Source organism: bacterium SCSIO 12741 (assembly GCA_024398055.1).
Taxonomy (GTDB): Bacteria; Bacteroidota; Bacteroidia; order Flavobacteriales_G; family Salibacteraceae; genus SCSIO-12741.
Window position 1 is genome coordinate 4716298 of sequence record CP073749.1, and the last position, 13186, is coordinate 4729483.

Consider the following 13186-nt stretch of genomic DNA (forward strand, 5'->3'; position numbering starts at 1 on the left):
AATCACCTGCCCTTTTTGTAAGAAGGGGCTTTGCACGTTAAGAACAGGTTATAAAATTGATAAACAAGTAGTTATTACAAGCACCTCATCCATTACAAACGAAATCACCCTCATCCAAAAAAATCAATTTTTTTTTCAAAAAAAACTTCATTTTTTGTTCAATCGCTTTGAAAAGGGTCCAAAATCCCTTCGATTTTCACAACTGTATTAAGTCGATTTTGGAAAACACCTTCACCCTCACTTATCAAGTGGTGGATCGATCGGTTCTTCTAATCCGTACATTAGCGCCGAGAAAACCAAAACTGGAATGAAACGACTGATACCCGCACTCCTTTTACTCTTTATAGGCCAATCTGTTTTCGCTCAAATGCAGGGAAACTACCTGGTGGGAAATGGAGCAACTGACGATTTTTCCTGCCTCACCTGTCCGGGTGGTGCCTTCCGTGCCCTGGACTCTATAGGTATGAGTGGTGATGTTACTTTTTTAATACGTACGGATCTACTGAAAGAAACGGGAGCCTATAATCTGGAAGCTTTTCCGGCTCCCCACGAACTTCGCATTGCACCGGCAGCTGCGGCAATGGTTAGGATTCAGCAGACGAGTAGTACACCTCGGGAATTAATTGATATAAAAGGAGCGGATCGGGTAACGATTGATGGAAGTTTTCAGGGAATGGGTCGTTATTTGACCTTTCGTTCGGGACAAAACTTTCCTGTGATTCAATACAAATTGGATTGTGAAGACAATGTTTTGGAGAATTGCGTCATCGAATCAAACAACAGCTCTACCCTATCCGCAACAGGTGGTGCGGTACTGGTAAAGTCAACCTCGGGTACGGGGAGCGATCGACTGAGTATTCAAAACAACCTGATTCAATCGATCAATTCTTCGAGAGACCTAATGATTGGTATCTATGTGCAAGCTCCTTCTTTGGCGAATGAACACATGGATCGCTTGCGAATCGTGGACAATCAATTGGAAAATGTGCAATACCGCACCATCTACCTGGCCGATCAGTCGGGTACGGTTAACGCAGCGGTGATCGAAGGCAACCGGATAATGGCCCCAGCGGGTATGATGGGAAATACGGCCGGCGGTACGCTGAGTATGATCTACGTGAACACGGGTACGGGTCACCGGATTTCGAAAAACCATTTGGGTGGAGGTATACTTCAAAAAATGCAGGTTAGCTTGCCAGCGGCCAGCTCTACTTGTCACTTTATTCGATTGGGACGTGGCGTATCAGGAAATCTACCGGTGCATATTGACAGCAACATTATTCGAGACGTATCCATTGCAGGGCCCACTACCCAAGCTATGGAGGTAAGTTTATTTCGGGTGGAGCCTTTGGTAGACAATCCAATTGAACTGCACTTTAATGAAGTAGGCCGAGACAACATTCAAATTCTGACGCCCAATCAGGCTTCTTTGTTGGTACACGAAGGATTTAACAGCGCCGACAACCGCTTTAGGGTGATGGACCTGGAACCGGAACAAACGGTGCGGGTGAGCCTTAACAACATCGGTGGAATTCTGATGGAGAAAACGGCAAACCCATTGGGAACTAAAGTAAAGCTAATCGAAATCAATGAAGCGAGCCAAGTCTGGTTCAACAACAACACCATTGGTCGATTGGCCCACAACATTGTGAAGAACAGCGATGGCGATTTGATTATGATTCAGTCTAACTGCCCCATCTCCATTCTTCACAACCACTTTTCAGGAGTAACTTGTAAGGATGATTTTTCCAGTGACTTTAAAGCCGTATTCACCTACCCTCTTTCGGGTTCTGTTAAGGTGATTAACAATGCCTTTGGTTTGCGCAACAAGGACATTAGTGCAGACTACTTCATGGAGTTTAACAACTCCGGCAGCGCCCAGTCTAACGTTCGAATGATTGAAGTATCGGGTACTCAGGTAGACTCAGTGATTGTTCGTAATAATATAATAGCCTCAGCCCGGACCCAAAGTAGCAGCTTAAATGAACGTACCGATTTTCAGGGAATTTATGTGCACGTTGCCGTAGATGAATGGCTTCAGGTAAATGCCAATCGGGTGAGTTTTGATGAATACAAAGGAATCAAGCTGGCTGCCCCTGGCGACTTTCATGGAATTCTTTTGGAAAATATGGCTTGTCCGAAAGTAATGGTGGACAGCAACGAAATGGGAATTATCAGCCTGGACGCCATGAACCAGGCTTCGTTTCGCGGAATTGAACTCGAAGAGGCCACAAATGGAGGGAGCCACTGCCAGGTGAATTACAACGAAATTGGCCAAAGCCTTACCTCGCATGCCATTACCCTACAGGGAACGCAAAAAACGAGCAACCCGGTAAGCCGGGGAATTTACCTGCACGGAGATATGTCTACAGCCCGAATCCTGTTTAATCAGATTAGTGGTATCACGACCTCTTCTGCCGACACCACGGATGTGCCTCTAAGTGCGATTGAAGTACTGGGCACTACCGATTCGCTGGAAATCACCCGAAACCAAGTGGGTGAATTTGGTGGCTACTCAACCCTGAATATGACCTCCAGTTTCTATGACCGCGGTTTGCTCTATGCCAATCCAGCGGCTACCTGCAGCGATGTGGGCATTAGAAGCAATACCTTTAAAGGCATTCGATACAAGCTGAATAAGCAGGCCACCGTGAGTGTACTTAAAGTTAAAGCGGCCTCACCTGTACCGGTAGATCTACATGGCAACATCGTGAAGGATGTGGAACTGGAAGGAAGTATTGGAACCGTGGAAGTAAACGGAATTAACCTGGATGCGGGCAACACTGAAATCCTGAATAATGAAGTGAATGACTGGTTGCTGGAGGGCAATAACTATACGATAAGGTTTAATGGAATGAGCCTGGAGAGTGACTCGGGTTCTCATGTACTGTCCAACAACCGGGTTTATGATATTCAATCATCCAGTTCGCAGGGCAAGCTAAAAGCATCTACCCGAGGCTTTTTGATCTCAGGTGGAAACGCTACGGTCGATTTTTCCCGCAACCGGGTATACGATTACCGATTTGACAATACCTCCTTTGAATCCTCTTTCCGCGGCATTCATGTGAGTTCTACCGAAGAAGGACAGTTTTACAACAATGTGGTGCTCTATAACCAAGGCACGGGTCAGGATGTGGAGGCTTATGGTTTGTACGATCAATTGAAAACGGGTGAAATACGCTGGACACACAACACGATTTATCTAAAAGGTGAACAGGATAGTGTTGTCGGAAGAACAGCCTGCTACTTTGGACAAAACCGAGGTGACCGTTACTTGTACAACAACTTTTTCTGCAATGAAATTCAAGGCGGTCCAAATCCCCATTACTGCCTGTTCTTTACCGAGTCTAATATTCCCAGGGAAAGCGACTTTAACGCCCTCCATACCGTGGATGACATCACTGAAACGATCTACCGCAATGGAACGAGTTTCCCACTTAAGTTCTGGTGGGGCCAAGGTTTTGATGAGCATTCCATCAACCCCTACCCTCAAGCTTTGCTGGATACTGCTACAGGAAAACCGCTTACCAAACTTGGTCTGGACAAAGGATCCTCGGCCACCGGAATCAACACGGATATTGATGGACAAGTTCGCCCACTCTACGCCGGGCCAGACCTGGGTGCCTATGAAAGCGACAGCACCGGATTGCAAGAAGGAATTCTTTCTATAAAGCACCAATCCCACGCACAAAAAGGTTGGAAATGCTACCCGAATCCTACCAGCGGCATGATCTACCTGGGTGAAACCGTGGATGTGGAAATACTGGATCTGCATGGCCGGGTATTGAAGACCGTACACCAAAGCGATCGCCTGGATTTAAGCGATTTGTCCGCCGGGGTTTACCTCCTGAAAAAGGAAGAAGCTGTTTTTCGGGTGGAGAAACGGGATTAGAATTTTAAATTTTCAAACTAAACGCTCAATTTTCAGGTGCGCTGAACCCGATCATTACCTTCGGTGATCCCTTCGTTCGGAGTTTAAAATTATCCACCTCACCTTCTAATCATTTTTCTCGTCGTTCTATTTAACAGCTGGTCGTTTCCTGGAAATGGCCCTTTTAACCGATTGAATAGTAAGTATGAGTTTCTGGAAATCCTGGTTTGGCCGCAAGTCAGTTGACCTTGTTGATTCTGGTAAAAAGCCTCCTTATTTGGAAGCGAAAATTGAGGAATGGGTGGATCGATTGAAACCCTTGGCCCGCGATGCCTGGTTGCCTGAAACAGTGGTCCATCAAGCCGAACACTCTTCCCACACCAAATTCGGAGGACTGCCCTACCTTACTCAGGAATCTCCCTGGCCGCAATGCCCCAACTGTGGAGATCACATGCAGCTTTTTCTTCAATTCAATCTTCAGGACCACCCTACCAAGCCAGAAGAAGGGATCATTCAATTGTTTTATTGCACCCATAGCGATCCACATTGTGAATCTGATTTGGAAGCCTTTTTCCCGTTTTCTGCCGCGGTGGTTTGCCGGCGAGTGGAATACAAGGGAGAATCGCTACAAGTGACTCCACAAATTGAGGAACTCTTTGAAGAAAAACGACTCAATCGCTGGGAGCACATATTGGACTACCCTACCGCCGAGGAATATGATGACCTGGGTTTAGAGCAGATGGATGACGAGGTTGGCGAATGGCTTTACGAAAACGGATATGCTGCTACCTCTGGTGACAAGCTGGGCGGATGGCCCCTCTGGATTCAAGGTGTAGAATATCCCCATAACCCTCAAACGGGTGAAGTGATGCAACTCCTTTTTCAATTGGATTCGGAGGTCAATTTACCATTCATGTTTGGCGATTCTGGCGTGGGACATCTAACCGTTAGCCCTAATGATGAGAAGTTGATGGCTTTTGGATGGGCTTGTTATTGAACTTTCAATTTCCAATCTTCAATCTTCAACTTTGGCGTAGCGATCACCGTAGGTAATCTTCAGGATTCGAGAGACGAGATTCGAGATTGAAGTTTCGAGATTCAAAATAACTTCCAATTCTTCTATCTTCGCTTGATGCGAATGAGTGCGTTTTCCATAGGCTTTCTGCTTCTTTTAATGGCTTTTGTTTCAAGTTCTGTTTCTGCGCAGGATACTTTGAATGAAGATGAGTTGTTGGCGCTTATTGAGCGTTTTGCCACGGTAAAAGACATGCCTTATATCTGTGAGCAGCCGGGTCGTAGTCCGCGTGGGTGCGGTGATCCGGTGATTTGGGAAGCGGTACAACAAAAGGAGGCCATTATTCCTTATCTGCTGGATCATTTGGACGATACCACCACTACTCCTGCACCGGTTCCCTACTTTGGGTCAAACTATACCGTAGCCGATATTTCTTATGCTGTTTTCTCCACCATCGTTTGGGACCTTCCTACCCTGGATATGGCTGAGGATCCGGAAAAGCCGGAAAAGCGAAATGGTATTTGGGGCTATTGGAATTATACCCGTCGGAGCCTGCAAAACCGAAAAGACTTTAAGCAAAGGGTTATTGATTGGTACAAAGAGCATGAGGATAGCTTGGTTTGGATCAACAGTCCGGATATCAATATTTGCGAATGCTTGTTTGACCATCCTAACAAAGGACACTATGAAGTTCAGAAATACCTGACCCAGTTTAAAGCCCGGGTAGTTGAATCGGCGAAACATGAGGATTTACCGAATCACCGCTTGGTTAAATTGGAAGTGCTATCCGTTATTCAATACGATCCTGCAGAAGGAGAAAACGCCCGCCTGTTGAATCAAAAGAGGCAATTCATTTGGGTGGTAGAAACCGGTACACCGGTCTTGTTTGAAGGTGGTGAATACCGGGTAAGAATACCCTCCATGGAGGGCGAATATTACCGGGTGGACCCGAAAGAAGTTCGCAACCTCGGCTCTTAAATCAAAGCCACATCTGTGATCACCTCGAGCAGAGCTGGCCCCGGATGACTCAATACTCTTTGCAGTGCACTTTCCAGGTCGTCTCGATCACTTACTCTTATTCCTAATGCACCACAGCCCTGGGCGTAATCGGCAAAATGCGGATTGCTAAGATCGGTAGCCCAAACGTCGAAATGCCCCGCTCGTTGCTCCTTGGATATTTTACCCAATTCGTTATTGTTCAATATAATCGCCTTGATACCCATGTTGTATTTGACAGCTGTGGTAATCTCCGCCAGGTATTGGCAAAAGCCACCATCACCCGCCACGGCGATTACCGGTCTCTCCCCTTCTGTAGCTGCCCAGGCACCCAAAGCTGCCGGATAGGCAAACCCGATAGATCCGAGGTATCCTGACATCAAAAAGGAATGTTGCTTGCACTCAAAATACCGGCCGAAGGAATAGGCATTGTTTCCCACATCTACACACATAACGGCATTTTCCGGAGCCCATCGGCTCAAAGCATCGAACACGGCAATGGAACTAATACCCGAGCCGCGATCATCTTGCAATCGTTTTTGTTTTTCGGCCTTCCAGATGGCTTTTCGTTCCGCAATTTCCGGCAGTTGATCCACCTTATCCCATTGGGTAATTTGCTCCTGCAGTAAGGAAACAGTCACTGATATTTCACCCCAAACGGCTGCATCAATGGCATGAAACTTACTCAAGGCCAAAGGGTCAAAATCGATTTGTATGGTTTTCTTCTTGGGTGTAATGCCGGTGTGGTTAGAAAACGAAGCTCCTATTACGATAAGTAGATCTGACTCATTCATAAACCAGGAGGCTATCGGTGTACCGCTTCGTCCTAAAACTCCACATCCTTGAGGGTGATCATCGGCAATTTGCCCCTTTCCTTTGAAAGTGGTCAACACGGGGCATTTGAGCCTTTCGGCCAGAGCAATAACATCCTCCGTATGAAAACGGGCACCATGTCCCATGATGATAACGGGGCGCTTAGATTCCTCGATCAATTGGAGGGCTTGCTCCAAGCTTTCTTTAGGGGGTGCAATAGTCATCGGGGTAATTCTGCCAGCCGCCGTTCCCGGTTGACTGTTCGTAGCGGGTAGCTCTTGAACTTCATCCGGAAAAGTAAGATGTGAAACATCGCGATTAAGTAAGGCGTGCTTAACGGCCAAACTCATCAATTCGCTGTGTTTGCTGCGGTGTTGCACCCGGTGATTAAACTGCGCTACCGAGTGAAAGGCATTTACCAAGTCGATTTCCTGAAAATTTCCCGTGCCCACTACTTGGGTGGCGACTTGCCCGGTTAGCGCCAAAAGCGGGGCCCGATCAACCTTGGCATCCCACATACCCGTATACATATTGGTGGAACCCGGCCCGGCAATAGCAAAACAGGCCGCAGGTTTTCCCGTAAGTTTACCATAAGCCGAAGCGGCAAAAGAAGCAGCTCCCTCGTGTCGAATTCCGTAGAACTTTAAGTTTCCTTTTTCTTCCTGCCTTCTCATGGCATCTGCCAACCCGAGATTGGAGTGCCCAACCATTCCAAAAACCCGATTCACTCCCCAGTTGATCATCGTCTCCACCATCACATCCGATACGGTTTGTTCATGTGGCGCTTCTTCTTCAATGCCTACCCAAAGCGCTTCATCTTCCCATTTGACCTCATAAGTCGGTACACCATCGTCGTAGCCACCAGGAGGTTTTCCGGTACATGGATTAAAATCCCATCCGTGCCAGGGACAACGCAACAAACCGTTTTCAATACTCCCTTCTCCCAAGGGACCACCTTGATGCGGGCAGCGGTTGTTTAAGGCGTGAAATTCGCCATCAACGTGGGTAAGACAAATGCCGGTGTGGCCAGCCGTAACGCTCATAACCCGGCCTTCGGGTAAGTCGGCTTTGTTTTCCAAAACGCGGTGCCAGACGATCTTCTTTTCCATGGTAGAGAATTTGAACCAATCTAGGAAGTTTTAGGCAGAATTAAAACAGATCATACGAGGAAATCCGGCAATGGCAGTCTGGTCGACAAATGCTTGTAATAAGTGCCCCACACATTCATTCCATTTTATTTGTCAATAGGTATCAGACTGGCCCACAATAAAAAATTTGGAAGAACGTTGCGCAAACCGTCGCATATTGAACCTTGTAAGGTAGTTAGACCAAATAAGTAATTAACCTTATTGAAGAACCACCAAAGCCTGTTCTTCCTCGGACATCTAACTATGCAAAACCGGCTTCTACACATCCTTCCCTACCTGCTATTGGCACTTTTACTGGCCGTTCCCTTTTTCGGACACCTGGATACCCTTTGTTTTCGAACGTGGGATGAATCTCGCCTGGCGATGAATGCTTTTGAAATGGCCGAGCACGGAAATCCTTTTGTAACCCACTACAAGGGCGCTCCCGATATGTGGAATACCAAACCTCCGTTGATGATCTGGCTTCAGGTCTTCTGGATTAAAGTGATCGGTGCAAACGAGATTGCTACTCGCCTGCCTTCCATTCTGGCTTCCTTGTTTACCTGTGTTTTGCTGCTCTTGTTTAGCCACCGTTACCTGAAAAAGCCCTGGTTTGGTTTCATCGCTGTAATGGTATTGATGACCAGCTATGGTTATGTGATCGATCACGGCATCCGATTTGGCGAATATGATTCCCTACTCGCCCTATTTACCACGATCTATTGCCTCAGTTTTTACTTGTGGCATGAAAAGGCCAAGCCCTTTTATCTCTATGTTTTTTTCGTGGGATTAACGCTGGCCGTTTTAAGCAAGAGCATTGCCGGATTGTTTCTCCTTCCCGGACTTTTTCTGTACACCCTCTGGAACCGAAAGCTGCTTGTTTTGCTCAGGCAAAAGGGACTTTATATAGGCCTATTAGGCTTTCTTATCGCCGTTGCTGGCTTTTACCTCATTCGTGAATCTCAGAATCCGGGTTATCTCCTTGCCGTTTGGAAAAATGAATTGGGCGGTCGCTACAACACCGTCATCGAGGGGCATCAGGGAGAGTTTGATCTTTACTACAACTACCTGCAGGATTACGGGTTTCAGCATTGGTTTGTGGTTATTCCGGTTGGAGCCATTATCGGTTGGGTACATCGCCATGCCCGCTTCAATCGACTGGCCACCTTTTCGAGCCTACTGGTACTGAGTTTTATACTCATTCTATCTCTGGCAGAAACCAAGATCAGGTGGTACCTCATTCCGATTTACCCCTTCTTGAGTTTACTGGTGGCCATTGCCATCTATCACCTCTTTGACTTATTGAAAGAAAGCCGAAAATTGAGGTATCAGGTATTACCCTTTATGGGCTTGTTTGTGATTTTTGCCACGCCTTATCAGACTTTGTGGGACCAGACCTACATTCCCAAAGACAAAGGTTTTGACGCTGTTTACTACGAAACCAATTACCTGCTGCGCGACGCCCTTCGGGGCAAAGCGGATTTAGATGGCTATTACGTCCTGTATGATGGCTATCGAGCAGATACGGAATGCTACTTTTTTATGTTGAACCAAAAGGGCGTTCAGGTCGAATTTAAAGATTGGAAGAAGTTAGCATTTGGCGATCGCGTCATTGTGCAACAACCCAAGCTTAAAACCTACCTGGACGAGCATTACCACTACCAAATATTAAGTCAATCCAAACACCTCCTAACAGCCAAAATCTATGGACAAAAAAACCAACATCCGGACGCCTGATCTATCCGTTGTGATTCCCATCTACAATGAGCAGGATTCACTTTTTGAACTTCACAACCGCCTGAAGCATACCCTTGAAAATCTAAAAGTCAGCTGGGAAATTCTCTTAGTGAATGACGGAAGTAAGGACCGGTCGATTGAAATCATTCGAATACTAAGCCAACGGGACGAACGCATCAAATACCTGCACTTTAACCGCAATTTTGGTCACCAAATAGCCGTGGCGGCCGGGTTGGATCATGCTCAAGGTAAAGCCATAGTCATTATGGATGGAGACTTGCAAGATCCTCCTGAACTCATTCCCAAACTCTACGCTGCTCACCGCTCTGGTCATGACATAGTGGGTGCGCGAAGAAAGATGCGTAAAGGTGAAACGGCGTTCAAAACATCCACTGCCCGCTTGTTTTACCGCCTGCTCAATCAAATCACTTCGGTAGACATTCCATTAGACACAGGCGACTTTAGACTCATTAGCAGACGAGTGGTGAATACACTAAGGCAGATGCCCGAAAAGACGAAATTTTTTCGGGGGCAAATAGCCTGGACCGGATTTCCGTCTACCGAAGTACTATTTGATCGAGATGAGCGGAAATATGGAAAAACGGGTTACCCACTGTGGAAGATGATGCGTTTTGCGATGGACGGGGTTACTGGATTTTCCACCGCTCCACTTCGCCTTGTGACTCAAATGGGCTTTTTGTTTTCCTTCCTTTCGTTCCTCATAATTCTTTACGCCGGCTACTCCCACTTCATTTTGGAAAGGACCATTGCTGGCTGGACATCCATTGTGGTGAGCACCATGTTTATTGGTGGTGTGCAGTTGATTTCGATTGGCATTTTGGGTAATTATTTGAGCCGGATTCATCGCAACGTGCAGGGGCGGCCGCTTTATGTGATTACTGAACAATCGGAGAGGTTTGTTTTGAATTCTGAATTTTGAATTCTGATGTTTTGGGGTTAATGCTTTTTACTTTGTCTTGAAGCTGTAGATCGTTAATCCAATGGAACCTGTGATTAGATAGTCTAAGCGGTTTCGGGTGATTCCCGTACCGAAGTCTATGCCTTGGTAGAAATGGACTCCAAAGGTTGGCAATAACTTTCCGGAGACTTGCTTTTTGAATCCAGGTTCGGCCGACACACCTATACCGAGATTAGATAAAGCGTATTTTTCCTCATCAAATTGAACATACTTGGAGTAATAGTCCACATCGAGGTAGAAGTTGTAGTTGTTTTTAAATAACCCGCCCTTGTTATAACTCGAAAAAGAGGCCAACCATAAACCCAATCCGAACTTGAAGTTGGGAGCCAAATCCTGGTATAAGCTGCTGTATTTAGACGTGCTCAACTCCAAGCCTGCGGTAAATCGAAACAAGCTAAAACGATAAGCCAAACGGTAGTCAATGGCCAAAAAAGTGTTATCAAACTTCCAGGTGGAATCAATCGTAAAGCTCTCGTACCCCACTGCCAATCCGGCATAGAGCGATGCGGCACCAATTCGCACATGATCAATATCGATAATGCTCGGGTCGTAGTTCAGGTGGTCGTTGCTTCCATTAAGAATCAAACGGTAATGTCCGACTGGAAGAGCCTTGTTAAAATGAAGAATGAGCGATGAATCCTGCCAATTCAGTTCGGCGCACAGGTCATTGGTTTCCTTGATTAACTTGAAACGATTACGACCAACCGAGTTGCTATCCAAGGTAAGTTCAAATTTCATGGGATGGCTCGTATCCTTGGAATCTTGAAGTTGATAAAACCCAGCATCAAGGTTAAAGTTACCAGACGTTGGATTGGGCTTGATCTTTAGCTTTACCGTACTTCCAAAAGTATTTAGCCCTTGTCGACCAAAATCTCCGTAGCTCACAATGCCCAGGTTTCTGGGAGAATGAACCTCCGTTTCTTCACGTTCCAATATGATTTGACCTCGTTTTCTGGATCGAATGGTGGGAAAGGTAAAATGAGCGCTATCGATTCCGTCAAATACACTGACCAATACCTGGTAGTCTTGTTCGGGTAAATCTGCCATTTCAAACAGTCCCTTTTGACCTTTAACCTTCACGGTATCAGAATCCGTTCGAAAAGTCCAATGGTACCACAGATCGGAACTGTCAGAATCGAAGTCAGAAACATTTGCTCTGAGCTTAAAGGGTTTACCCGATTCTACCCATACCTCCTGGCCACCTGCATTATTGGGCACCCAGGAATCATTGATGTAAAGCTGAGCATCGGGAGGTCGATTAGCCTCTGGAAAAACCTGCTTAAGCGTGTATTCCAAGCGAGTTTTGTAGTCCTTTTTTCGCGGATCGATGAACAAGCTCGATGATTCATACTTGATGGGGTCCAGCACATAGAGTCCCTTGTCATTCTGAATACGCTTGTACCGCCAGAATTGGATCTCCACCAATTCCTGAAATGTAGCAACGTGAATGACCAAAAAGGAAGTGTAGCCCCGTTGTAGAAACTTGGATATGCGATCTCGGTGATCTTTTAAAGCTTTGGGATTGGCTTGTTTTCCGCTGCTTCGGGTATAGCGATCGAAGATACCGTACTGAATTTTGAAATTTTCGTCGAAGGAATTGAAGTTAACTACTGTATCGAATAGAATGCTATCGTTTCGGGTCAGTTTGCGAAGCTGGGATTCAATAGTCGGAATCACATATTGGTGGCTGTCGGCTGAATGCACATAATACATCAAAGCCCGAACCGAACTTGTTTGTTTGGTCTTAGTCTTGGGCTCGTCCTTCGCAAAACCGGTCACTCCCAGAATCAACCCGAGAAAAAGAATCAATCCGACTTTCATTGGATACTTGGTTTTAGAAGGGGAAGAATGAGCGTAGATAATGAATCCTGAATGTTATCTCGTTCCAAATAGTTGGAAACTCCTGAATGAATGTTTGCCATTATTTGGGCCTTGGAAACATCGATACCCGATGTGGCAGGAATACATCCTCCAGGTGACTTAAAGCACCTTCGGTTGTTAACTTTAATGCTAAATCCACCTCCGGAGTAGCGAAATCTGCCTGGTAAATCTCCTGGGTTAACCTGTCCCCCATTTTCCAGTTTGATCAGGTTTTTACTTCCCGATTTGTATTCCACTTCGGCCTCCGGAAGCGACGCCTGAATTAAATCGCCCAGGGCTTCGGCACCCGGACCAACAATAGACACCGAATAAGTGGTATCTCGGGGAACTTCACTTTGGATAGGAGTTATAGTCGGATCTGTGTCACCAGCAGTTGGTCCCGCCACGGCCGAAGATGGATGAATAGATTCAAAGAGATGCGGTTGATCAAACAGAGCTGCACTCATTAGGGTAAACATCACTCCAACCACCAAAACCGATACCGACCAAAAGAAAAACAACCCAATGATTCGTACATCTTTATCCGGTTCTACCCCATTTTTAATTTCCTTCGGGCTTCGGGTCATACTGGCGATTAAGATGATAATGACTGCCCCCGCCACCATAAAAAGAAAACCCAGAGCGACCACCATCCAGGGGATGTTCTCATTCTTTATCCAGCCATACACAATGACAATGAGACCTATGACGGCTGCCACAGCCAGGAAATACTTGAGTTGGGGGACCTTCTTAGCCGCCGACTTATAGATATCAATGGGATTCATACG

At 46.2% G+C, this 13186-nt stretch carries 8 protein-coding genes; 5 read left to right on the top strand and 3 right to left on the bottom strand.

The annotated features are described in order from the left end of the window. The first annotated feature begins 307 nt into the window (after positions 1–307). The 3 genes from KFE98_20095 to KFE98_20105 all read left to right on the top strand — a co-directional run bounded on the left by KFE98_20095 (position 308) and on the right by KFE98_20105 (position 5864). Entirely contained in the window at positions 308–3892 is a 3585-nt protein-coding gene (locus tag KFE98_20095) for a T9SS type A sorting domain-containing protein (GenBank protein ID UTW62275.1), read from the top strand. Positions 3893–4076: 184 nt separating this feature from the next. Next, positions 4077–4868, top strand: a complete 792-nt coding sequence (locus tag KFE98_20100) for a DUF1963 domain-containing protein (protein ID UTW62276.1) — start codon at positions 4077–4079, stop codon at positions 4866–4868. Between the two features lie 135 nt (positions 4869–5003). Beyond that, a complete protein-coding gene (locus tag KFE98_20105) occupies positions 5004–5864 on the top strand; it encodes a hypothetical protein (protein UTW62277.1) in 861 nt (286 codons plus the stop codon). Here the strand turns inward: KFE98_20105 and KFE98_20110 are convergent. Continuing rightward, positions 5861–7804, bottom strand: a complete 1944-nt coding sequence (locus KFE98_20110; protein ID UTW62278.1) for a Rieske 2Fe-2S domain-containing protein — start codon at positions 7802–7804, stop codon at positions 5861–5863. The two genes, KFE98_20105 and KFE98_20110, sit on opposite strands and share 4 nt — an antisense overlap. 282 nt (positions 7805–8086) lie before the next feature. On the opposite strand from KFE98_20110, the gene KFE98_20115 reads away from it, so the two are divergent. Together KFE98_20115 and KFE98_20120 are read left to right on the top strand one after the other, a co-directional pair. Beyond that, positions 8087–9559: a glycosyltransferase family 39 protein gene (locus tag KFE98_20115; protein UTW62279.1), complete on the top strand. Its 1473-nt coding sequence runs from the start codon at positions 8087–8089 to the stop codon at positions 9557–9559. Continuing rightward, on the top strand, positions 9528–10499 hold the full coding sequence (locus KFE98_20120; protein UTW62280.1) for a glycosyltransferase family 2 protein: 972 nt from the start codon (positions 9528–9530) through the stop codon (positions 10497–10499). Before KFE98_20115 ends, KFE98_20120 begins: the two co-directional genes overlap by 32 nt. A 27-nt stretch (positions 10500–10526) precedes the next feature. Here KFE98_20120 and KFE98_20125 read toward each other — a convergent pair whose 3' ends face one another. Then, positions 10527–12359 carry a hypothetical protein gene (locus KFE98_20125; GenBank protein UTW62281.1) on the bottom strand — a complete coding sequence of 611 codons (1833 nt, stop codon included), beginning with the start codon at positions 12357–12359 and terminating at the stop codon, positions 10527–10529. Next, positions 12356–13183 carry a hypothetical protein gene (locus tag KFE98_20130; protein UTW62282.1) on the bottom strand — a complete coding sequence of 276 codons (828 nt, stop codon included), beginning with the start codon at positions 13181–13183 and terminating at the stop codon, positions 12356–12358. Before KFE98_20130 ends, KFE98_20125 begins: the two co-directional genes overlap by 4 nt. Between the last annotated feature and the right edge of the window lie 3 nt (positions 13184–13186).